The sequence below is a fragment of the Burkholderia sp. RS01 genome (assembly GCF_039748055.1).
Taxonomy (GTDB): Bacteria; Actinomycetota; Actinomycetes; order Actinomycetales; family Micrococcaceae; genus Arthrobacter.
On record NZ_JBDLAK010000021.1, the window covers coordinates 1 to 22036 of the forward strand.

At 66.4% G+C, this 22036-nt stretch carries 19 protein-coding genes; 5 read left to right on the forward strand and 14 right to left on the reverse strand.

Annotated elements, in window-relative coordinates; translation table 11 throughout:
• Positions 1-157 precede the first annotated feature (157 nt).
• Both ABFP37_RS17585 and ABFP37_RS17590 read right to left on the reverse strand, forming a co-directional pair.
• A complete protein-coding gene (locus ABFP37_RS17585; protein WP_056623992.1) occupies positions 158-547 on the reverse strand; it encodes an iron-sulfur cluster assembly accessory protein in 390 nt (129 codons plus the stop codon).
• Positions 548-763: 216 nt separating this feature from the next.
• The gene (locus ABFP37_RS17590) at positions 764-2194 is read right to left on the reverse strand and encodes a dipeptidase (RefSeq protein WP_078027829.1); all 1431 of its coding nucleotides are present in this window, start codon (positions 2192-2194) and stop codon (positions 764-766) included.
• 130 nt (positions 2195-2324) lie between these two features.
• Between ABFP37_RS17590 and ABFP37_RS17595 the strand changes: the two genes are divergently transcribed.
• Complete coding sequence (locus ABFP37_RS17595) at positions 2325-2912, forward strand: DUF3043 domain-containing protein (RefSeq protein WP_078027911.1); 588 nt, start codon at positions 2325-2327, stop codon at positions 2910-2912.
• A 137-nt stretch (positions 2913-3049) separates the two neighbouring features.
• On the opposite strand, the gene ABFP37_RS17600 is transcribed toward ABFP37_RS17595, so the two are convergent.
• Complete coding sequence (locus ABFP37_RS17600) at positions 3050-4120, reverse strand: quinone-dependent dihydroorotate dehydrogenase (protein WP_347034347.1); 1071 nt, start codon at positions 4118-4120, stop codon at positions 3050-3052.
• A 130-nt stretch (positions 4121-4250) separates the two neighbouring features.
• Between ABFP37_RS17600 and ABFP37_RS17605 the strand changes: the two genes are divergently transcribed.
• Positions 4251-5243, forward strand: coding sequence for an alpha/beta hydrolase (locus ABFP37_RS17605; protein WP_347034348.1), 993 nt, complete (start codon positions 4251-4253; stop codon positions 5241-5243).
• Positions 5244-5250: 7 nt separating this feature from the next.
• Here ABFP37_RS17605 and ABFP37_RS17610 read toward each other — a convergent pair whose 3' ends face one another.
• The 3 genes from ABFP37_RS17610 to leuA all read right to left on the reverse strand — a co-directional run bounded on the left by ABFP37_RS17610 (position 5251) and on the right by leuA (position 8679).
• Positions 5251-6087 carry an isoprenyl transferase gene (locus tag ABFP37_RS17610; RefSeq protein ID WP_347034349.1) on the reverse strand — a complete coding sequence of 279 codons (837 nt, stop codon included), beginning with the start codon at positions 6085-6087 and terminating at the stop codon, positions 5251-5253.
• Between the two features lie 8 nt (positions 6088-6095).
• On the reverse strand, positions 6096-6848 hold the full coding sequence (recO, locus tag ABFP37_RS17615; RefSeq protein WP_144275736.1) for a DNA repair protein RecO: 753 nt from the start codon (positions 6846-6848) through the stop codon (positions 6096-6098).
• 91 nt (positions 6849-6939) lie between these two features.
• Positions 6940-8679, reverse strand: a complete 1740-nt coding sequence (leuA, locus tag ABFP37_RS17620) for a 2-isopropylmalate synthase (RefSeq protein ID WP_078027833.1) — start codon at positions 8677-8679, stop codon at positions 6940-6942.
• Positions 8680-8933: 254 nt separating this feature from the next.
• Here leuA and ABFP37_RS17625 point away from each other — a divergent pair, with 254 nt between their 5' ends.
• Positions 8934-10886: a M13-type metalloendopeptidase gene (locus ABFP37_RS17625; protein WP_347034350.1), complete on the forward strand. Its 1953-nt coding sequence runs from the start codon at positions 8934-8936 to the stop codon at positions 10884-10886.
• A gap of 57 nt (positions 10887-10943) precedes the next feature.
• On the opposite strand, the gene ABFP37_RS17630 is transcribed toward ABFP37_RS17625, so the two are convergent.
• The 5 genes from ABFP37_RS17630 to ABFP37_RS17650 form a co-directional block, all read right to left on the reverse strand.
• Entirely contained in the window at positions 10944-12518 is a 1575-nt protein-coding gene (locus tag ABFP37_RS17630) for an LCP family protein (RefSeq protein WP_347034351.1), read from the reverse strand.
• A gap of 150 nt (positions 12519-12668) precedes the next feature.
• On the reverse strand, positions 12669-13628 hold the full coding sequence (era, locus tag ABFP37_RS17635; RefSeq protein ID WP_078027834.1) for a GTPase Era: 960 nt from the start codon (positions 13626-13628) through the stop codon (positions 12669-12671).
• Positions 13612-14943: a hemolysin family protein gene (locus ABFP37_RS17640; RefSeq protein WP_078027835.1), complete on the reverse strand. Its 1332-nt coding sequence runs from the start codon at positions 14941-14943 to the stop codon at positions 13612-13614. Before ABFP37_RS17640 ends, era begins: the two co-directional genes overlap by 17 nt.
• Positions 14940-15413 carry an rRNA maturation RNase YbeY gene (ybeY, locus tag ABFP37_RS17645; RefSeq protein ID WP_078027836.1) on the reverse strand — a complete coding sequence of 158 codons (474 nt, stop codon included), beginning with the start codon at positions 15411-15413 and terminating at the stop codon, positions 14940-14942. Before ybeY ends, ABFP37_RS17640 begins: the two co-directional genes overlap by 4 nt.
• Positions 15410-16378 (reverse strand): PhoH family protein, encoded by a 969-nt coding sequence (locus ABFP37_RS17650; RefSeq protein WP_347034373.1) that lies wholly within the window; start codon positions 16376-16378, stop codon positions 15410-15412. Before ABFP37_RS17650 ends, ybeY begins: the two co-directional genes overlap by 4 nt.
• A gap of 494 nt (positions 16379-16872) precedes the next feature.
• On the opposite strand from ABFP37_RS17650, the gene ABFP37_RS17655 reads away from it, so the two are divergent.
• Complete coding sequence (locus ABFP37_RS17655; RefSeq protein WP_078027838.1) at positions 16873-17787, forward strand: GerMN domain-containing protein; 915 nt, start codon at positions 16873-16875, stop codon at positions 17785-17787.
• Between the two features lie 15 nt (positions 17788-17802).
• Here ABFP37_RS17655 and ABFP37_RS17660 read toward each other — a convergent pair whose 3' ends face one another.
• From ABFP37_RS17660 to hrcA, 3 genes are read right to left on the reverse strand one after another with little or no spacing between them, the layout of a single operon-like run.
• Entirely contained in the window at positions 17803-18576 is a 774-nt protein-coding gene (locus ABFP37_RS17660) for a 16S rRNA (uracil(1498)-N(3))-methyltransferase (RefSeq protein ID WP_347034352.1), read from the reverse strand.
• 2 nt (positions 18577-18578) lie between these two features.
• Entirely contained in the window at positions 18579-19706 is a 1128-nt protein-coding gene (dnaJ, locus tag ABFP37_RS17665) for a molecular chaperone DnaJ (RefSeq protein ID WP_347034353.1), read from the reverse strand.
• 58 nt (positions 19707-19764) lie between these two features.
• Positions 19765-20778, reverse strand: a complete 1014-nt coding sequence (gene hrcA, locus ABFP37_RS17670) for a heat-inducible transcriptional repressor HrcA (protein ID WP_078027841.1) — start codon at positions 20776-20778, stop codon at positions 19765-19767.
• A gap of 213 nt (positions 20779-20991) precedes the next feature.
• Between hrcA and ABFP37_RS17675 the strand changes: the two genes are divergently transcribed.
• Positions 20992-21846 (forward strand): DUF3097 domain-containing protein, encoded by an 855-nt coding sequence (locus ABFP37_RS17675; protein ID WP_078027843.1) that lies wholly within the window; start codon positions 20992-20994, stop codon positions 21844-21846.
• Positions 21847-22036 lie beyond the last annotated feature (190 nt).

The window sequence follows — 22036 nt, forward strand, 5'->3', positions numbered from 1 at the left end:
CACGGTGGCGCTATCTTCCCCGGCCACAATAAAATTTTAACTCCTGGTTGTTGAGCTCACCGCCCCCCGCGTGATTCCCCCCACTTGTCTCACCCGTGTGGCGCCGCCGGTTGCCACCGCCGCCCCCACAACGGTCTAGCAAGGGCAAAAGTGCCCGTTAGTGGAAAGAATCACCGCAGGCGCACGAGCCGCCGGCATTGGGATTGTCGATGGTGAAGCCCTGCTTGGAGATGGTGTCTTCAAAGTCGATGCTGGCGCCGCTGAGGTAGGGCACGCTCATCTTGTCGACGACGACCTCGACACCGTCATAGTCGCGCACAGCGTCTCCATCAAGGAGTCGCTCGTCGAAGTAGAGCTGGTAAATCAGGCCGGAGCAGCCGCCCGGCTGCACGGCAACGCGGAGGCGCAAGTCCGTGCGGCCTTCCTGCTCAAGGAGGCTGCGGACTTTGCCTGCTGCCACGTCGGTCAGCTGAACCTCGTGGCTCGCCAGTTCGTCACTGGCCGTACCGGTGGGTTCGGTGCTGTTTTCATTGGTCGTAGTGCTCATTGGCCTACCTTCTAACGACGGTCCTGGCGGCCCGCTTGCACGGTGCCTGCCCCTACGGAAACGGTATGGGCTATAGCTACATGCTACGTCGATCACGCCTGTAGCTCTAACTACAGACGTAACCGACGCCTCACCGGACTTGTTCCCGGGACGGTCACGACGGCCGCCCCGGGGAGTGCCGCTGCCCCAGGCTTTCTCCGCCAGGAGCCCGGAACGTCAGCGCATATCCTCGACGTTGAGGCGCGCCAGCAGGAGCGCCTCGGCAAGGACCGCGTTCCGGAAGTCCTCAAGGTGCAGGGATTCGTTGGCGGAGTGCGCCCGTGAATCCGGGTCCTCAACGCCCGTCACGAGGATCTGGACAGCCGGGTACAGGTCGGTCAGGTCGGAAATGAACGGGATGGAACCGCCGATGCCCATTTCCACGGCCGGCACTCCCCAGGCTTCCCCGAGCGCCCAGAGCGCGAATCCCGCGGCGGCGGAGCTGGTATCGGTTTGGAAGGCGTTGCCGCTCTCCCCCGGGGTGAAGACCACTTTCGCCCCGAACGGCGCGTTGAGCTCGACGTGCCTGCGGACGGCCTCCATTGCCTCGGACGGGTCCTGGCCGGGGGCCAGGCGCAGGCTGAACTTGGCACGGGCCCTCGGGAGCAGCGTGTTGGAGGCGACATCTACGGCAGGCGCATCGAATCCGATGATGGACAGCGCCGGCTTGGTCCACAGGCGGGAGGCAATGGTTCCGCTCCCGGCCAGCTGCACGCCGTCGAGCACTGAGGCATCGGCGCGGTACTCCGCTTCGGTGAGATCGACGGCGACGTCGTCCCGGCTGACCAGGCCTGCCACGGCCACATTGCCCTCGGCGTCGTGCAGGGTGGCGATCAGCCGGGACAGCAGTGTGGGCGCGTCCAGCACGGGTCCGCCGAACATTCCCGAGTGCACGGCGTGGTCCAGGACCTGGACCTCGACGGTTCCGTCGATCAGCCCGCGGAGGCTGGTGGTGAGCGCCGGAACGCCCACCTTCCAGTTGCTGGAATCGGCCACCACAATGACGTCTGCACGGAGCAGCTCGCGGTGGGTTTCCAGGAATGTCCGGAAGGTCGGCGAGCCGGCCTCTTCCTCCCCCTCGAAGAACAGGGTGACGCCCAGCCCGAATTCGTCGCCGAGCACCTGCGTCACTGCCCCGTAGGCCGCGATGTGGGCCATGATCCCGGCTTTGTCGTCCGCGGCGCCGCGGCCGTACAACCGGCTTTCACGTTCGACGGCGGTAAAGGGCTCGGAATCCCACAGCGCCGGATCCCCCGGCGGCTGGACATCATGGTGTGCGTACAGCAGGATGGTCGGCTTGCCTTCCGCCGCTTCCCGACGCGCCACGACGGCCGGCCCCCCGGGGGTGCCGTCTTCCTTGTCGCACCGAAGGATACGGACGTCGGCTATGCCCGCGCCCCGGACGAGGTCGGCGACAGCTTCAGCGCTGCGGTCCAGTGGCGCGGGATCGAAACTCGGCCACGCTATGCCCGGAATGCTGACCAGGTCCTTCAGCTGGGCCACCGTCGAATCGAAGGATGCATTAATGGCGCTCCGCAGGGCGGCGGTGTCGACGCCGGCCACAGAATCACCGATCTCTTGCGGGGTTGCCGCTGGTGATGAAGTCATGGCCCAAACACTACCTGTGTCACACACCACAACAAACAGCGGCAACCGGCCGCCCGGAGCGGTCCGGAGCGCGTGCCGCCTGCCCGCCGGTGTGACGGGCGGCCGCCTCCTTGCAAGGTATTCTGTTGTGGTGTTCGGACGTAAAAAGGAAGCGCCAGCGGCGCAGGACGTAGTAGACCAGCAAACGGCCCAGAGTGAGGCTTTGGGCAAGGGCGCACCCACGCCCAAGCGCAAGGCCCAGGAGGCCGCCCGCAAGCGCCCCCTGGTGCCCGAGGACCGCAAGGCCTCCAAGGCGGCAGAGCGTGCCGCCGTCGCGGATCAGCGGCTCAAGATGCGCCAGGCCATGGATACGGGCGACGAGAAGTTCCTGCCGATCCGTGACAAGGGACCCCAGAAGCGCTTTGCCCGCGACTACGTCGATGCCCGCTTCAGCCTGGGCGAGTACCTCATGTTCGGCGCCCTGGTGTTCGTGATCATCTCGCTGGTGGTCCCGTCCACGAGCGAGCAGATGATCTACGTCCTGGGCGGGTTCTGGGTTATGTTCCTGGCCGTCTTCGTGGACGTGTTCATCCTCTCCCGCAGGCTCCGCAAGCGGCTCGCTGAAAAGTTCGGCGAGGTGGAGCGCGGCACGGTCTGGTACGGCTCGATGCGCTCCCTGCAGTTCCGGAAGCTCCGCCTTCCCAAGCCCCAGGTCCAGCGCGGACAGTACCCGTCCTGACCCTTTTTCTTCAGGCCGCCCCCTTCTAAGGGCCGGTCCCGGACCCTCCAGATTGCAGCAGCCCCCGGCGGTACTACCGCCGGGGGCTGCTGCGTTCAGGCCCGCCGCAAGTTCAGGGCTGCCGCTTCAGGACGGGACTAGCCGCGGCGGCTCCTGGCCAGCTGCCGGTTGATGCGGGCCGCCCAGAACGGACCCTCGTAGAGGAAAGCGGTGTAGCCCTGAACCAGGGTGGCGCCGGCGTCCAGCCTGTCCTGGACGTCCTCGAAAGTCTCCACGCCGCCCACGGAGATCAGGGTGAGCCTGCCCGCGGTGGCCGCCTTCAGCCGGCGCAGCACCTCCAGGGAGCGGTCCTTCAACGGAGCGCCGCTCAGGCCGCCGGCGCCGCAGGCCTCGACCTTTTCCGCGGAGGACGAGAGCCCGGCGCGTCCAATGGTCGTATTGGTGGCGATGATGCCGTCCAGGCCCAGGTCCAGCGCGAGGCGCGCAACGTCGTCGATGTCTTCATCGCTCAGGTCCGGTGCGATCTTCACCAGCAGCGGAACGTGGCGGCCAGCCGACTTGTCGGCCTCCTCCCCCACGGCCTTCAGCAGCGGCCGCAGCGTTTCCACGTTCTGCAGGAGCCGGAGACCCGGCGTGTTCGGGGAACTGACGTTCACCACGAGGTAGTCTGCCGCCGGCGCCAGACTGCGGGCGCTGATGAGGTAGTCCTCCGCAGCGTCCTCAAGCTCCACAACCTTGCTCTTGCCGATGTTCACGCCGATCACGGGGCGGATCTTGGGGTGCCGGCGCTGCAGGGCCGCGCGGGCGGACTTGAGCCGCGGCGCGACGGCCGCGGCGCCGTCGTTGTTGAATCCCATCCGGTTGATGACTGCGCGGTCCTCGATCAGCCTGAACAGCCGGGGCTTCTCGTTTCCCGGCTGGGCACGGCCGGTGATGGTGCCTACCTCGACGTGGCCGAATCCGAGTTCGGTCAGCGCCTCGATGCCGTGGCCCTCTTTGTCAAAGCCGGCCGCGAGTCCGAACGGCGACGGGAACGTCATGCCGAGGGCGTTCGTCTGCAGCGACGATGGCGGGGCGGTGAACCGTTCCAGCACGCGGCCGGCGCCTATGGTGTGTGCCAGCCGGATGCCCTTGAACCCGATTTTGTGGGCGCGTTCCGCGTCCATCCATGAAAAGGCCAGCCTGAAGAATGTGGGATATACGCGCATGCCTCTAGTTTTCCGTCTCCGGCGGTGCAGACCAAACCCGGACCGACACACGCGCCCGGCTTCACGCCTCCGCGGCGTCCGCTGCCGTGCGTGAGGCCACGGCGGGGCGGTGAAAGTCTAGGCTGGTGCCATGGAGTGGCAGAGTGACATCCTCGGCGCGGACTTCGAGTCCTGCGCCTTCGATGCCACGGGCAGCGACGGTGTCACGCGCACGGCAACGCTGGTCCGCTTCGTCCCGCGCAAGGACGGAGCCCCCTCCGTGCCGGCCGGCCGGCGCCGTGCCGTGATGTTCCTGCACGGCTGGAGCGACTACTTCTTCAACACTGAGCTGGCACGTTTCTGGGACAGGCAGGGCTTCGAATTCTTTGCCCTGGACATGCACAACCACGGCCGCAGCCTTCAGCCCGATAGCCCCGGCGGTTACGTCGCAGACCTCGGAAACTACGACGCCGAGATTGGCGCGGCAATCGGAATGATCGCCGCGTCCGGGTCTGAGGCACCGCTGTCGCTTGCCCTGATGGGCCATTCCACCGGAGGCCTGGTGGCGGCCCTGTGGATAAGCCGGAATCCCGGAGTCGTGTCCCAGCTGGTTCTGAACAGCCCATGGCTGGAAATGCACGGCAGCACGCTGGTCCGCCGTGCCGCCTGGGCCATGGTGGAACCCCTTGCCCGGCTGCGGCCCGAGGCAGTGCTCAGGCTGCCGGAGCGTGGCTTCTATTGGCGCAGCATCAGCAGCTCGGCCGAGGGCGAATGGAGCCTGGACGATAACTACCGGCCGCCCATGGCGTTTCCGGTGCGCGCAGCCTGGCTCAGCGCGGTTCTCGCCGGCCATGCCAAGGTGGCGCGGGGCCTCGGAATCGACATTCCCATCCTCGTCCTGATTTCCGGGGCAAGCGAGAACGGCATGATCTGGACCGAGGCGATGCGCAGCACCGATGCCGTGCTGGACGTCAACGTCATCGCCACGCGGGCACTGTCCCTGGGCCGGAGCGTGTCCGTGGAGCGCATCGACGGCGCCCTTCATGACGTGTTCCTGTCCCGCGCCGAGGTCAGGGCGGACGCGTACCGGAGGCTGGCCAGGTGGATCCACGGCTACGCGGCCGCCGACGGGACCGTTGACTGAAGCGGCCCTACCTCGAGCGCGCGGCGTCCACCGGTTTCGCTGCCGCGTCCACCGCACCGCCGTAGCGACGGTCCCGCTGGGCGTACTCCAGCACGGCATCCCACAGGGTGCGGCGGTCGACGTCGGGCCACAGGGTGTCCATGAACACGAACTCCGCGTACGCCGACTGCCACAGCATGAAGTTGGAAAGGCGCTGCTCGCCTGAACTGCGCAGGAAAAGGTCGACGTCGGGAAGGTCCGGTTCGTCGAGGTACTTCTGGATGGTTTTCTCCGTAATCGCGCCGGGTTTGAGCCGTCCGGCGGCGACCTCCTGCGCAATGGCGGAGACCGCGTCCGCTATTTCCGCGCGGCCGCCGTAATTAACACACATGGTTAACGTGCACGTGCTATTTCCGGCCGTGTACGCCTCGGCCTCCTCCAGCTCACGGATAACCGAGCCCCACAGCTTTGGCCGCCGGCCCGACCAGCGGATCCGGACGCCCCACTCGTCCAGCTGGTTGCGCTGGCGTCGCAGCACATCCTTGTTAAATCCCATCAGGAAGCGGACTTCCTCGGGAGACCGCCGCCAGTTTTCCGTGGAAAAGGCGTAGACCGTGACGTACTTGATGCCCAGCTCAATGGCCCCGGCGACGACGTCCAGGAGGGCAGGCTCGCCGGCCTTGTGCCCCTCGATGCGGGGCAGGCCGCGCTGGTTGGCCCAGCGGCCGTTTCCGTCCATCACGATGGCCACATGCTGGGGCACGAACTCCGCCGGGATGGGAGGAGGGACGGCGCCCGAAGAATGCGGGTAGGGGTGCACCACCGGATCGGTCCGGCGCCGTGCGGGGCTGGTCTTCTTTCCCAAGGACACTGTTAGGTACGCTCCACATGTTTGAGGGACTTCAGGACACGCTCAAGGTGCCACTGCAGATAACTGGCTACGAGGCCGGCCGCTTCGCGGCGGTGGAGCGGAAGCGAGGAATCCGCCGTCGGCCAGTCGCCCGTGAGCAGCGCGCCCAGCAGCGTCACCGTCTCCGCGGCGGGCGCCGGCGAGCCTGGCGGTCGGCAGTCTCCGCAGACCATGCCGCCCAGCGGTGCAGAAAAAGCCGTGTGGGGTCCGGCCGCGCCGCATCGCGCACAACCGGTGAAGCTGGGTGCCCAGCCGCCGGTGGACAGGGCCCTCAGCAGGTAGGAGTCCAGGATCAGTTCCGGAGTGTGGTCCCCCCGGCTCAGGGACGCGAGGGCGCCGACCAGCAGGTTGTACTGTGCCGTTCCGGCTTCGCCGTCGACGTCGGTCAGCTTTTCGGCCGTTTCGGTCATGGCGGCGGCCACCGTGTATCTGCCGTAATCGGCGGCGATATTGCCGCCGTAGGCGCCCTTGGCCACCGCCTGGGTGACAATGTCCAGCGATTTTCCGGAGATCAGCAGCAAGTCCGCCACCATGAAAGGCTCGAGTCGGGCACCGAAGCGGCTGCTCGTGCGGCGGACGCCCTTGGCCACCGCCCTGACCTGACCGTGATGCTTGGTCAGCAAGGTGATGATGCGGTCGGCTTCCCCCAGCTTGTGGGTGCGCAGCACCACGGCGTCATCGCGGTAGGCGCGCGCTGCAAAAGACTGTTGGACCACGCTTAATCTTCCCACTGTCCTCCGGAAAGTCCTGCTTTCCGGGTTTCAGGTGCGCCGCCGGACGCTGCCGGCAGCGCACCTGACCCGAGGCTCAGGCCTGGGCGTCCCGGATGGCCCGGTTTACTGCCGAGATGACGGCCTTCAGGGACGACGTGCTGGTGTTCGCGTCGATCCCGACACCCCACAGCACCCGTTCCCCTACGGCGCATTCGACATAGGCCGCGGCGAGGGCGCTGCCGCCCTCGGACAGGGCGTGTTCGCTGTAGTCCAGCACCCGGACGTCGACGCCGTCTTCGCGCAGGATGCCCAGCAGGGCGGCAATGGGGCCGTTGCCGGTGCCCGTGCGGTGGACCGGGGTGCCGTCGATCTTGAGCGCTGCGTGCAGCGTCATGGAACCGTCTTCATCGGTCTCCGTGCTGAACGAGCCCAGGGCGTAGCGTCCCCACTGGGCGTCGACCGTGCCGGAGGGCAGGTATTCATCCTGGAAGACCTGCCACAGCTGGGCGCCGCTGACTTCGCCTCCGACGGTGTCGGTCTGCTTCTGGATGACGCCCGAGAATTCGATCTGGGCGCGTCGCGGCAGGTCCAGGTTGTGCTCGTTTTTGAGCAGGTAGGCGACGCCGCCCTTGCCCGACTGGGAGTTCACCCGGATGACGGCCTCGTAGCTGCGGCCGAGGTCCTTCGGGTCGACCGGCAGGTACGGGACCTGCCAGGTGAAGTCGGCAATGTCCTTGCCGGCGGCGGCGGCGTCCTTCTCGAGGGCTTCCAGGCCCTTCTTGATGGCGTCTTGGTGCGAGCCGGAGAAGGCGGTGAACACGAGGTCTCCGCCGTACGGTGTGCGCTCGGCCACGGGCAGCTGGTTGCAGTACTCGACGGTGCGGCGGACCTCATCGATGTCGGAGAAATCAATCATCGGGTCGATGCCCTGCACGAACATGTTCAGGCCCAGGGTCACCAGGTCCACGTTGCCGGTCCGCTCGCCGTTACCGAACAGGCAGCCCTCGATCCGGTCCGCCCCGGCCAGGTAGCCCAGTTCCGCCGCCGCAACGCCGGTGCCGCGGTCGTTGTGCGGGTGCAGGGAGAGGATGATGCCCTCGCGCGGGTGCAGGTTGCGGCTCATCCACTCGATGGAGTCGGCGTAGACATTGGGGGTGGCCATTTCCACCGTGGCGGGCAGGTTGATGATGACCTGGCTGTCGGCCGAGGCCTCAAACACGTCCGCGATGGCGTTGCAGACGCGGACGGCGTACTCCAGCTCGGTCCCCGTGAAGGATTCCGGCGAGTACTCGTAGGTGATGTGGGTGTCCTGCAGCGTCTCTTCGTATTTCTTGCACAGCCGGGCGCCCTGGAGGGCGATGTCCAGGATGCCGTCTTCGTCCTGGTTGAAGACGACCCTGCGCTGCAGGACGGAGGTGGAGTTATACAGGTGCACGATTGCCTGCTTGGCGCCGACCAGGGACTCATAAGTCCGCTCGATCAGGTGCTCGCGGGCCTGGGTCAGGACCTGGATGGTCACGTCGTCGGGGATGTGGTTGCCCTCGATCAACTGCCGGACGAAGTCGAAGTCCGTCTGCGAGGCGGACGGGAAGCCGACTTCGATTTCCTTGTAACCCATCCCGACCAGCAGCTGGAACATCTTCAGCTTGCGGGCGGGGCTCATCGGGTCGATCAGGGCCTGGTTGCCGTCGCGCAGGTCCACGGCGCACCAGCGCGGAGCCTTGGTGATGACCTTGTCCGGCCAGGTGCGGTCCGGCAGCTCAACCGTGATCTGGTCCTGGAACGGGACGTAGCGGTGGACCGGCATTCCTGAGGGCTTCTGTGCGTTTCGCATTACTATCGTGGCCTTTTCTGTGATTCCTGAGTAAAAGGGTGGCCGGGCAACACAAACTCCGCAGCGAGGGTGGGCCTTGCGCTAGATCGCGTCTGAGGCCTCGCCGCGGCAGCTAAGAAGAAGGAGCTCTGCACGCACCATTTCACAGTAACACGGGTGCGTAAGATGAAGGAGCAACACCTCCAGCAACGTCCACAATGCAGACGCTGCACCGGTACCAGCGCCGGCAGCAGCCCGTCATCGAAGGAGCCTCTGTGCCAAATTCGGGGATCGCCCTGTCAAACATCGACCACGGTGTCAGGCCGCAAGACGACCTGTACAAGCACGTGAACGGGGCATGGCTCACGAGCACGACGATCCCGGACGACCGCCCCCTGGAGGGAACCTTCACCGCCCTTCGCGACGGCGCGGAGCTGGCGGTCAAGGAAATCATCGAGGAAGCGGCCGGCAAGGGCGCCGACGCCAGCGGGATTGAGCGCAAGATCGGCGATCTCTACAACAGCTTCATGGATGAGGCCGCCGTCGAAGCCAAGGGAATGGACCCGATCCGCGGGCGGTTGGCCGAGGTCTTTGCCACGGCCACGATTGGCGAACTGCTTGCGCTGGCCGGCACGCTGTTCCGCGCCGACGTGTCAGGCCTGTTCTACATTTACCCTGCCCCGGACGCCGGCAACCCCGAGCGCGTCCTGCTCTACACAGGCCAAGGCGGCCTTGGGCTCCCGGACGAGTCCTATTACCGGGAGGAAAAGTTCGCCCCGCTGGTGCAGTCCTACCGCGAATACGTCGGCACCATGTTCGGCCTGGCCGGCATAGCGGACCCGGAAGGTGCCGCCGCCCGCGTGGTGGCCCTGGAAACCGCACTCGCCTCGCACCACTGGGACAACGTCACGCTCCGTGACCCGCAGAAAACCTACAACCTGAAGTCCGCCAGCGAGGCCAGTGAGCTCTTTCCCCTGCTGGACACCTGGTTTGAGGCTGCCGACATCGTTCCGGAAAAGCGGCAGGAGATCGTGGTCAGCACGCCTGACTTCTTCGCCGGCGCGGCGGCGCTGCTGGTCTCGGAGTCGCTGCCGGTCTGGCAGGAGTGGCTGGCGCTGCGGGTCATCAATTCGGCCGCGCCGTACCTGTCGTCCCCCTTCGTGGACGCCAACTTCGCGTTCTACGGCACCAAAATCAGCGGCACCCCGCGGAACAAGGACCGCTGGAAGCGCGGCGTCGCCGTCGTCGAAGCCGCCCTCGGCGAGGCCGTGGGCCAGATTTACGTGGCACGGCATTTCCCGGAGGGCCACAAGGCCCGGATGCAAACGCTCGTCGGCAACCTGATCGAGGCGTACCGGGACAGCATCACCGGCCTCCGGTGGATGGGCGAGGACACCAAGGCGGAAGCGCTCAGGAAACTGGGGGCGTTCCGGGCCAAGATCGGCTTCCCCGACGAATGGATTGACTACTCGGCAGTGGTGGTCGACCCCGCCGACCTGCTGGGCAACGTCGAGCGGGCCCACAACGCCGACGTCGACCGCCACCTTGACGAGGTGGGCAAGCCGGTGGACCACAACAAGTGGCTCATGACGCCGCAGACGGTCAACGCGTACTACCACCCGATGCTCAACGAAATCGTGTTCCCGGCCGCCATCCTCCAGCCGCCGTTCTTCACCGCGGACGCGGACGACGCCGTCAACTACGGCGGAATCGGGGCGGTCATCGGCCACGAAATCGGCCATGGCTTCGATGACCAGGGCTCGCAGTTCGACGGCACGGGAGAGCTCCGCAACTGGTGGACCGAGGACGACCGCAAGGCCTTCGAAGCGCTGACCAGCCGGCTCGTGGCCCAGTTTGAGGTCCTTTCCCCGTACGCGGCCCCGGGGCACACCGTCAACGGAAAACTCACGCTCGGGGAAAACATCGGCGACCTCGGCGGGCTCACCATCGCCCACAAGGCCTACCGGCTGAGCCTCAACGGGGAGGAGCCGCCGGTCCTCGACGGCCTGACCGGCGAGCAGCGGTTCTTCGCGTCGTGGGCGGCCGGCTGGCGCCAGGTGATCCGGACCGAGGAGGCCATCCGGCGGCTCGCCACGGACCCCCACTCCCCCAACGAGTTCCGCACCAACGCAATCGCCAGGAACCTGGATTCCTTCCACGCCGCGTTCGGCGTCGCGGAGCAGGACGGAATGTGGATGGCGCCGGAGGAACGCGTCAGCATCTGGTGACAGCAGCAAGATGCCGGGCCAACCCACGGGTTGGCCCGGCATCTTGCGTTGGGCAGGCTACTGCTGGACGATCAGCTCGGGGTTGGCCTGCTGGCACACGGTGTCCCCGGCGGTCTGGTTCACGATGTCCTTCGGCACGGTCGTCTTGCCGAACTTGGTTCCGGACGCAAAGTCGGCGCCGAGGTACACCTGCACGCCTGCGACGCCGGGTGACGGCGCCACCTGGGCGGCCGGGATGCCCAGCAGCGCGGCGACATCCGCCGCCACATCCGCAAATTCGGGTCCGTAATAGACGAAGGTTTTCGCTGCCGGCTGCGCTTCCAGCGGCGCAACCTGGGTGAAGCCTCCCGCGGTCACGGCTTCCGCGATCTCCTGCGTCCGGGCGGGGATTCCCGTCCCGTTGGCGACGGTGATCGGCTGCAGGGTCTTGTCATACGGCGCCGCGGGCTTGGTGGGCTTTGGCGTGACCGACGGCGTGGCACCCGCCGTCGGCTTCGCTGACGGCGGCGGCGTCGCTTTCCCCTCCGGGTCGGTGAGGTCGACGTCTTTCTTCAGGGCCGCAAAAAGCTGGGACGCGGCCGGCTGCGCGGCCTCCAGCCGGTTCGGGTCGCTGGTTGCAGGAACCGTGGGCACGGCAACGAAGGCGACCTTCCCGACGTCGATCGTCTTAAGCCGGTTTCCGATGGTGATCATCGCGGGAACGGACGCCAGTCCCTCATCGACGGTGAGGTTCTGGGTCACGACGTCGGCAATGTTGAGCATCTTGCCCGGATCCGAGAGGGTCCCGTCGTCCTTGATCTTCCGTGTCAGGGAGGACAGGAACCCCTGCTGGGCTTTGATGCGGCCGAGGTCACCGCCGTCGGCAAACGCGTGGCGGGTGCGCAGGAAGGCCAAAGCCTGCTCGCCCTTCACCTGGGACGTGCCCTTGGGCAGCCGGAGCCGGGAGTCGGGATCGTAGACGGCGTCGCTGATGCAGACATCGACGCCGCCGACAGCGTTGGACAGTTCCTTGACGGCGTTGAAGTCGGCCATCATGAAGTGGTCCACCTGCAGTCCGGTCAGCTTGTTCACGGTGTCCACGGCGCAGCCGATGCCGGCTTCGCCCATGGCTTCGTTGATCATGACGCCCGTGCGCGCCGGGTATTCCTTGCCCGTCTTTTGGTCCGTGCACTTGGGGATGTCCACCAGCAGGTCGCGGGGGAAGCTGATGACGCTGACGCGCTTGTTGTCCTCGGAGATGTCCATGAGCATCATGACGTCGGACTTGCCGTAGCCTGTCGAATCGTCCTTGGTGCCGTAGCCGGAGTTCTTGCCGTCACGGGTGTCGGAGCCGAGGATCAGGATCTGCATCCGGCCGGTGGCGTCGTCCACGGTGTCCGTGCGGCCGTTTCCGGCGCCGAGCGCGGACGTGGAAATGTTCGACTGCAGCCGGAAATACCAGTACCCGGCGAAGGCGAGTCCGCCCAGGAGCGCCACGGAGACGACGGCGGTGGTGACCTTAAGCCACAGCGGCATGTTGCGCACGTTCAAGTGCCGGGCAGCGCCCAGGCGGGCATCTTCGGCATGCCGGGCAGCTGGCTCGGACCGGGCTGTGCCCGGCCCTTGTGCGCGGTTGTCGCGGCGTCGCACCACAGGAAGTACCTTTCCTTAAAAAATGGGATTCGGCCTATTTTAGTCGCCCTGTCTGGGAATTTGCCGAAAACAGGCCCATATTGCAGGCGCGGCGGCGCCGCAGCGCTGCTGAAGGCGGCGCCGGCGGCGCCGGGAAACAGGCGGGAGGGGTCAGAAACCGAGCTTGACCAGCTGCTTGGGATCGCGCTGCCAGTCCTTGGCGACCTTCACGTGGAGGTCTAGGTAGATGCGCGTCCCCAGCAGGGCTTCGATGCCTTTGCGTGCGTTCGTGCCAACCTCCCGCAGCCTGCTTCCGCCCTTGCCGATGATGATCGCCTTCTGGGAGGGGCGCTCCACGTAGAGGTTTACCCGGACATCCAGGAGCTGGTTGTCCTCGGCCCGGCCTTCGCGCGGCACGATCTCGTCGACGACGACCGCCAGGGAGTGCGGCAGCTCGTCCCGCACGCCCTCCAGCGCGGCCTCGCGGATGAGTTCCGCCACCATGACAGCTTCCGGCTCATCGGTCAGCTCGCCGTCGGGGTAAAGCGGCGGCGACGGCGGCATGTGGCTGATCAGGACGTCCGCCACTGTGCCAACCTGGAACCCGTCGGTCGCTGACACGGGAACGATGTCCTTCCAGCCTTCCTCGCCGAGAACTTCCCGTCCCAGCGCGGCGACGGCCAGCAGCTGTTCGGTCAGCGCCTGGCGGTCCACGAGGTCGGCCTTGGTGACGATGGCGATGATCGGCTTGCGTCCCACGGCTGCGAGCTGGGCGGCAATGTATTTGTCGCCGGGGCCGATCTTCTCGTTGGCCGGAAGGCAGAACCCGATGGCGTCCACCTCGGCGAGCGTGTCGGCGACGAGGTCATTGAGGCGCTTGCCCAGCAAGGTCCGCGGACGGTGCAGCCCGGGCGTGTCAACCAGGATCAGCTGGGCGTCCTCGCGGTGCACGATGCCCCGAATGGTGTGCCGCGTGGTCTGCGGCTTCGCCGACGTAATGGCAACCTTCTTGCCCACCAGGGCGTTGGTCAGGGTGGACTTTCCGGCGTTCGGCCGGCCCACCAGGACGGAGAATCCGGCGTGGTAACCGCCGAAGGGTCCGCCGCCGTCGGCCTTATTCTGCTTGCTCACGTGGAACTCCCTGTTGCATTGATTCGGCCTCGTCGAGAAGGTCTTCAAGGTCAGTGTCTACTTTTGGTGCGGCCGCCGCAATGATGTGGCTGACGCGGTTCCGGCGGCCTTCCAGCCGCTCCGCCCGCAGTGTTACGCCGTCTACTTCTACGGTGCTGCCGACGATGGGTACGCGGCCGAGGGCCTTGGCCAGCAGGCCGCCGACGGTGTCCACTTCGTCGTCGTCGAGCTCGATGTCGAAAAGCTCCCCGAGGTCGTCGATGCTCATCCGGGCGCTCACGCGGTACGTTCCGTCGCCGAGTTCGGTGGCTTCGGCGCTCTCGGTGTCGTACTCGTCCACGATCTCGCCGACGATCTCTTCGATGAGGTCTTCGAGGGTGACGAGCCCGGCGGTGCCGCCGTACTCGTCGATGACGATCGCGACGTGCGTGGATTCCTTTTGCAGCTCCCGCAGGAGATCGCTCACGGGCTTGGAGTCCGGCACGTACCGCACCTCGCGGGCCAGCGCGTCCACAACCGGCGGTTCCTCGTCAGGGCGCAGGCCGTGCAGGACTGCGGCCACATCCTTGAGGTAGATAATCCCCAGGATCTGGTCCGTGTTCTCCCCGATGACGGGCATCCTGGAGTAACCGGAGCGGAGGAACAGGGACATGGCGCGGTGCAGGCTGGAGCCGGCATCGATGGTCAGGATGTCGGTCCGCGGGACCATGACGGCCCGGACCAGGGTGTCACCGAAGTCGAACACGGACTGGATGAGCTCCGCTTCGTTGTCCTCGATCACGTCCGATTCCGTGGCCCGGTCCACGAACTCACGGAATTCCTCTTCGCTGAAGAAGGACTCATCGCCGCCCGGCGCACCGGGGGCCACGGAGCTGCCCAGCCTGACGAGCCAGCCAGGGATCGGTCCCAGGACGCGGGCCAGGAACCCGATGAGCGGAGCCGAAAAAAGCACCACTGCGGCCGAGTGCGAACGGCCCAGCTGCCGGGGTGACACGCCGACGATCACGAAGCCGAGGACGGCCATGATTCCCGTCGCCGCGAGGCCGGCAAGCCACACATTTGCCAGGAGGCTGTAGAGGAGAACAGCAACGGCCACCGCGGACGCGGTCTCGAACCAGATGCGCCAGAAACGGAGGGCCCGCATATGCGTCATGGGCTGGGCCAGGATCCTGCGGAGCGCGTTGCCGCGGCTCTTCAGGAGCGCCTGTTCGGCGTCGTGCCGCGGAAGGAAGCTGAACGCGGCTTCGGCCGCCGTCAGCAGCGCTGCGGCGCCGAGGAACACCAGCGCCATGCAGACGAGGAGAAAGGAGGTCACTGCGTGGTCTCGGCGGGAGCTTCTTTGCCGGTGAACGCCGCGAGCAGCTCACGCTGCAGGCCGAACATTTCTGCCTTCTCTTCGGGTTCGGCGTGGTCATAGCCGAGCAGGTGCAGGATTCCGTGCGTCGTCAGCAGCAGCATCTCGTCCTGCGTGGAGTGGCCGGCGGTGCGGGCCTGGACCTCGGCAACCTGCGGGCAGATCGCGATGTCGCCAAGCATCCCCTGCGGGGTGGGCTTGTCCGGGGTTCCGGGCGTCAGCTCATCCATCGGCACGGAGAGCACGTCTGTGGAGCCGGGCTCGTCCATGAGTTCGATGTGCAGCTTTTCCATGGCGGGCTCGTCCACCAGCAGGATGGACAACTCGGCCTGGGGATGAATGTACAGCTGTTCGAAGATGAACCGGGACAGCGCCACCAGCTGCGCTTCGTCCACGGGGACGCCCGATTCGTTGTTTACCTCAATGCTCATGCGTGCTCTCCGCGCCTCTCCCGGGGAGCGGAATGCTTGACCCGGTTTCGCTGTACGTCGTCCCAGATGCTGTAGGCGTTGACGATGTCGCCGACCAGCCGGTGGCGGACCACGTCCGCGGAATCCAGGAAGGAAAAGTTGACGTCGTCTATGCCCTGGAGGATCTCCTCCACAATGCGGAGCCCGGAGCGGGTTCCGAACGGAAGGTCCACCTGGGTGACGTCGCCGGTGACCACCATCTTCGATCCGAAGCCCAGCCGGGTCAGGAACATCTTCATCTGTTCCGGCGTGGTGTTCTGCGCCTCGTCCAGGATGATGAAGGCGTCATTGAGCGTCCGGCCCCTCATATATGCGAGGGGGGCGACTTCAATGGTGCCCGCCGCCATGAGCCGCGGAATGGACTCCGGGTCAATCATGTCGTGCAGTGCGTCGTACAACGGGCGGAGATAGGGATCGATCTTGTCGCTGAGCGTGCCAGGCAGGAATCCCAGCCGCTCGCCCGCCTCAACCGCGGGGCGCGTAAGGATGATCCGGCTGACTTCCTTCTGCTGCAGGGCCTGCACGGCCTTCGCCATCGCCAGATAGGTCTTGCCCGTGCCTGCCGGGCCAATTCCGAAAATCACGGTGTTGGCATCGATGGCATCCACATAGTTCTTCTGGTTCAGCGTCTTGGGGCGGATGGTCTTGCCGCGGCTGGACAGAATGTCGTGGGTGAGCACATCCACCGGATTCTGCAGCGACTGGCTGCGGAGCAGCAGGACCAGCTGCTGCAGGACGGCCGGGGTGATCACCGTGCCGCGGGCCACCAGGCCGCGCACCTCGTGGAGCAGCCGCATGATCCTTGGTACGTCGGCCGCCGGACCGCTGATTGAGAGTTCATTGCCGCGGACGTGGAAACTGACCGCCGGGAACTGGTCCTCGATGAAGCGCAGGGCTTCGTCGTGGCTTCCGAGGGACTGGACCATCTGATCAGAGTTGTCGAAGATGACCACCTCCGTCCGGACACCGGGGAGAGTATGGGGGAATTCACCTGTAGTGCGGTCTCCGGTGTTGAGGCGGCGCTTTCCGTTTGCTGATTCAGTCATGGTGCCGGCCCGCAGGCCACTTGTTCCCTCCAGTTCGAAAATAACTCTTAAGAGTTCTTCCATCTTACGCCAGCGCCCGCCCGCGCTCACCGTTCCCGGCGGCCGCCGAGGTAGCGGTTCCGTGACGGGTTCCCGCAATTAGGTATCAACTTTGTATCGGCCTCATATCGTTCCCGTTGCAGTTCGCCCGTCAGCCGATAAAGGCCACCGTGGCCCCGGAGCCGTGTGTAATGCTGGGAAAGAAGTCAGCGGGGAACGGTTCGGCCTGCCCGCAGCCACAGCCGCCAACACACCCAGCACGCACATGCTGCTGATACGAAGGGTCCACAGACATCAGGCAGTCAGGAAGTTCCAGCCGGAAGGTAGCTTCGCGGATGCGCTCCGCGGTGCTCCTTGGGCTGTTCCCTGCCGCCTTGCTGCTGTCCGGCTGCATCGCCGACTCCGACCCCGCCGTCACATCATCGAACGTTCCCTCCACTTCCCAGCGCGCCGCGGGTACCGACGGCGTTCCCACCACCAGCGCGCCGCTGGAGACCATGCAGTCCTCGAACAAGGCGCCGGTGTACTGGATCGGGCGGAGCAACAGCAACGTCTTCCTCTACCGGGAGTTCCGGGATGTTCCGGACGAGGAGAACCCGATCACCCGGGCCTTGCGGGCCATGATGTCTGAAACACCCCTGGATCCGGACTACTTCACGCCCTGGCAGAACCCCAAGAACCTCGCGACGTCGATCTCGGGCACCAACGTCATCACGGTGGATGTGTCTGCCGACGCCTTCAACGCCAATCTCGACGCCGACATGGCCCAGCGGGCCATCCAGCAGCTTGTTTACACCGCGACGGCAGCGGGCGCGAGTTCGGGCCTGATCGACGCCGGCCAGCAGATTGAAGTCGTGATCCTGGTGGACGGGCACACCGACTACGTGGCTTTCAAGCACGTCAAGCTCGGCTCGCCCACGTCACGCAGCGCCGGGATGGTGGCGCCGGTGTGGATCATCGATCCCCAGCAGGGCGTGGAAGTCGCCGACGGCCGGGTCAAGATCACCGGGCGCAGCACCGTTCCCGGCGGCAAGCTGCACTGGCAGATCCTCAAGGTCCAGGAAAACGGCGACAAGCAGCGCTATCTGGCTGGCGAAACCACTGCGGCGAAAGAGCCGGGGGCCTCCGGAGCCTTCAACATGGCAGTCAATCTCGGACCGGGCAGCTACGAGATCCGGGTTTCCCAGATCAATCCCAGCCAGCCCGCCGAGGAACTGAACGTGGACTCGCGGGGTTTCACCGTACGCTAGTTGCCGGCACAGCCGTTACCAGCGGCCCAGGACATCACTCGCGACGACGACGGCGGCCGGTCCGGCGGTGGACGACCGCAGCACGTGCGGCCCAAGGAGGGCCGTCACCGCTCCCTCCCCGCATAGCCTGGTGACTTCCCTGGGGCTGATGCCGCCCTCGGGCCCGACGATGAGGAGAATCTCGGCGGGTCCGCCGTCCTCCGGCAGGCCGGCGTCGCGCCACCCCTCCAGAACCTGCCGCAGCGGCTTGACCGCGTCCTCGTGAAGGATCACCGCAAGGCCGGCAGCCGACACCGCGGCGGCCAGGCCCTGGGTATCGACGGCGGAGCGGACATCCGGTATCCAGGCACGGCGCGCCTGCTTCGCCGCGGCCGTCACTGCGGACTGCCACTTGGCGTGGGCCTTCGCCGCACGGTCGCCCTTCCACCGGACGATGGAGCGTTCCGACTGCCAGGGCACGACTGCGTCGATGCCGAGTTCGGTCGAAGTCTCGATCGCGAGTTCGTCACGGTCGCCTTTGGCCAGCGCCTGCACGAGGACCAGGCGAACGTCAGGCCGCTCCTCAACGGCGACGGATGCACATTCGACCGTCAGCGCCGCCGGCGCCACGCTCGACACGGTCCCGGTGAGCCTCTTGCCGGCGCCGTCGGCGATATCAACGCTCTCCCCCACTGCCAGCCGCTTGACCGTGACGGCATGGCGCGCCTCGGCCCCGTCCAGCGTGAATTGCGATCCCGGCGACGCGTCGTCCAGCGCTCCGGCGGTGGTGAAGAATACGGGGTTGCTCACCGCTACAGGTTACCGAAGCGGTCCCGGAGCTTGGCGAAGACGCCTCCGCTGGCCGCGAGCTTGCCCTCGGAGAACTGCTCGCCCCGGAGCTTCGCAAGCTGCCGCAGCAGGTCTTCCTGCGCAGGATCAAGCTTCGACGGCGTCTCAACCTGCAGGTGCACCTTGAGGTCACCGCGGCCGTAGCCCCGCAGGTGCGTGACGCCGAGGCCGCGGAGGGTGATGATTTCGCCGGACTGGGTGCCCGCCTTGACGTCGATCTCCTGTTTCCCGTCGAAAGTGTCCAGGCTCAGTTCGGTGCCAAGGGCCGCGGCAGTCATGGGGATGTTCAGGGTGGCATGGAGGTCGTCGCCGTCGCGGACGTAGGTGGCGTCGTTGTTGACCCGGATCTCCACGTAGAGGTCGCCCGAGGGTCCGCCGGCCGGGCCGGCTTCACCCTGTCCGGAGAGCTGGATCCGGGTGCCGGTGGCCACGCCCGCCGGAACCTTGATGGTGAGGGACCTGCGGCTGCGGATCCGGCCCTGGCCGTTGCACTCGTTGCAGGGGTCCTTGATGACCGTTCCGAAGCCTTCGCAGGAACCGCACGGGGCGGCCGTCATCACCTGTCCGAGGATGGAGCGAACGGCCCGCTGGACCTGGCCGCTGCCGCCGCAGATGTCGCAGCGTTCCGGGTGGCTACCCTCGCGGCAGCATGACCCGTCGCACGTGGGGCAGGTGACCGCGGTATCCACCTCGATCTTCTTGTTGACGCCGAAGACGGCGTCGCGCAGGTCGATCCGGATGCTGATGAGGGCGTCCTGCCCCCTGCGGACCCGCGACGCCGGACCTGAGGTTCCCCCCGCGCCGAAGAAGGTGTCAAAAATGTCCTGGAACGCGAACCCCTGCCCGGCGTAGCCGCCGCCGCCGAAGCCGTTGTCAGTGCCGTTCTCGTTGCCTGTGGTGTCGTAGACCCGGCGCTTCTGCGGATCGGACAGCACCTCGTAGGCATGCGTGACGGCCTTGAACCGGTCCGAGGCATCTTCTCCGGGGTTGACGTCCGGGTGCAGGGTGCGGGCCAGTTTGCGGTAGGCCTTTTTGATCTCTTCGCCGGTGGCTTCCGGGGAGACTCCAAGAACGTCGTAGTGGCTGCTCAAAGTTCGTATCTCTTCCTCGTTGTACTGCCTGGGGTGCGGGGACCGCCGGGCCGTGGCATCACGGGCCCAGGATCCTCGAAAGGTAACGGGCCACCGCGCGTACGGCGGCCATGGTGGTGGGGTAGTCCATGCGGGTGGGGCCAAGGATCCCGACCTTGGCGCTGGCGTTGGGGCCGTAGCCGGTGGCTACCACCGAAGCCTCGGCGAGTCCGTCATAGGGATTCTCCCGGCCGATGCTGACGGCAACCCCCCGGGGGTCCTGCGCCATGTCGCTGAGGAGCCGGAGCATGACCACCTGCTCTTCGAGCGCTTCCAGGACGGGCCCGATGCTGAGCGGGAAGTCCACGTTGGACCGCGCGAGGTTGGCGGTTCCCGCCATAACCATCCGGTCCTCCCGGCTGCTGTGGGCGAGGGCTTCAAGAGCCCTGCTGAGGGCGACGGCGGCCCGGCGCTGGTCAGGCCCGCAGCCTGCCAGCACAGCGGCAAGGTGCTGCGGGAGCATGATCAGGGGTGTCCCGCCGACGCCTGCGAGGAACCGCGTCCGCAGGTCGGACAGGGCGTCCTCCCCCAGTTCCTGGCCGACGTCGATGACCCGCTGCTCAACCTTGCCGCTGTCGGCGATCAGGACGATCAGGACCTTGCGGGGGGCCAGCAGCACGAATTCGATATGGCGCACCACGGCACGGCTCAGGTGGGGGTACTGCACGACGGCGACCTGGTTGGTCAGCTGGGACAGGAGCCTGGCAGTCCGGTCAAGGACGTCGTCGAGGTCCTCAGATCCCTCCAGCAGCGACTGGATGGCGCGGCGCTCCGCCTGGGACAGCGGTTTGACAGCCGAGATCTGGTCCACGAAGAGCCGGTAGCCCTTGTCGGTGGGGATCCTTCCGGCGCTGGTGTGCGGTGCCGTGATGAGTCCCTCATCCTCCAGCGCAGCCATGTCGTTGCGGATAGTGGCGCTGGAAACGCCCAGATGGTGGCGTTCAACCAAGGCTTTTGATCCGACGGGTTCCCGGGAATGGACGTAGTCCTCGACAATGGCGCGCAGCACCTCGAGCTTGCGTGGTTCGCTCATGGTCCACCTCCGATCGACCGTAACTGGCTTGTCAGGACGGCGCCCGGCAAGCCATTTTTTAGCACTCCACATGCCTAAGTGCTAACAAGTCTAATATGAGACGGCTCGTTGTTAGCATTGGTACCGCTCCGGGCGAAATTCCGGGCACCCTTCGGCCCGGCAGCAGATAAGTTGCCGGGGCGGCATCTTCCTAGTGCAAAGCGATGTGAACGAATGCAGTACCAGACCTGGGGCCCGCAGGAGATTGCGGCGCCCGCAAAGAATGACTTGCCGGAAGTGCCAGCAGAGCGCGGGATGGTGCTCGAAGAGGTCCAGTCGGGCTGGGTGGGCGCGGTGACCCGCGTGGAGAAATCCGGCGGGATGCACGTCGTGGCGCTCGAGGACCGGTGCGGGAAATCGCGGTCGTTCCGCCTTGGTTTCGGGTTCCTCCTCGAAGGCCGGCCCATCCGGCTGATGCCCCCTGCCCCTTCCGGCAAACCGCAGGGATCCGGGACAGCGGCGCGGACGGCGTCGGGTTCCGTCAGGGTGGAGGGCCAGCGTGCCCAGGTGGCCAAGGCGAGCCGGATCTGGGTGGAGGGCAAGCACGACGCCGAACTCGTGGAAAAGGTCTGGGGTGACGACCTCCGGGTGGAGGGCATCGTCGTCGAGCCTCTTCACGGCATTGACGACCTGGCGGGGGCCGTCGCTGCGTTCCGCCCCGGACCGGGCAGGAGGCTGGGTGTGCTGGTTGACCACCTGGTGCCGGACTCCAAGGAGTCCAGGATCGCCGCGGCCGTCATGGCTTCTCCGGGCGCCGCCGGAAACGTGCTGATTGTGGGCCACCCGTACGTCGACGTCTGGCAGGCCATCAGGCCGTCCGTGCTCGGCATCGCGCAGTGGCCGGTGGTGCCCCGCGGGACCGACTGGAAAACGGGCATCCTCACGGCCTTCGGCTGGCCGCACTCCACGAAGGAAGATGTCGGGCTTGGCTGGCAGAAGCTGCTCGGCGCCGTGCGGACCTATGCCGACCTCGAGCCGGCCCTGCTAGGCAGGGTAGAAGAGGTCATCGACTTTCTCACTGTGCCGTAGGCACCGCCTAGGGGTACCGCATCGTAGGACCGCTGGATACAGCGCCGTGGGCGTGAACGCACACCACGCTGTGGTTCGGTCGTCCATTCCGCGCCCGACCCAGTATTCTTGGTACGGCGCCTCACGCGCTGCCGCCTTCCGGCCCCACGGGCCGGCCGCGCCAGCATTGCAGGCACCGGCAATAACGCAC

What these genes read in the sequence shown, in the direction of transcription:
- ABFP37_RS17585 (WP_056623992.1), bottom strand. Translation starts at nt 547, where the DNA reads ATGAGCACTACGACCAATGAAAACAGCACCGAACCCACCGGTACGGCC.
- ABFP37_RS17590 (WP_078027829.1), bottom strand. Translation starts at nt 2,194, where the DNA reads ATGACTTCATCACCAGCGGCAACCCCGCAAGAGATCGGTGATTCTGTG.
- ABFP37_RS17600 (WP_347034347.1), bottom strand. Translation starts at nt 4,120, where the DNA reads ATGCGCGTATATCCCACATTCTTCAGGCTGGCCTTTTCATGGATGGAC.
- ABFP37_RS17605 (WP_347034348.1), top strand. Translation starts at nt 4,251, where the DNA reads ATGGAGTGGCAGAGTGACATCCTCGGCGCGGACTTCGAGTCCTGCGCC.
- leuA (WP_078027833.1), bottom strand. Translation starts at nt 8,679, where the DNA reads ATGCGAAACGCACAGAAGCCCTCAGGAATGCCGGTCCACCGCTACGTC.
- ybeY (WP_078027836.1), bottom strand. Translation starts at nt 15,413, where the DNA reads ATGAGCATTGAGGTAAACAACGAATCGGGCGTCCCCGTGGACGAAGCG.
- ABFP37_RS17650 (WP_347034373.1), bottom strand. Translation starts at nt 16,378, where the DNA reads ATGGTCCAGTCCCTCGGAAGCCACGACGAAGCCCTGCGCTTCATCGAG.
- ABFP37_RS17655 (WP_078027838.1), top strand. Translation starts at nt 16,873, where the DNA reads ATGCGCTCCGCGGTGCTCCTTGGGCTGTTCCCTGCCGCCTTGCTGCTG.
- hrcA (WP_078027841.1), bottom strand. Translation starts at nt 20,778, where the DNA reads ATGAGCGAACCACGCAAGCTCGAGGTGCTGCGCGCCATTGTCGAGGAC.
- ABFP37_RS17675 (WP_078027843.1), top strand. Translation starts at nt 20,992, where the DNA reads ATGCAGTACCAGACCTGGGGCCCGCAGGAGATTGCGGCGCCCGCAAAG.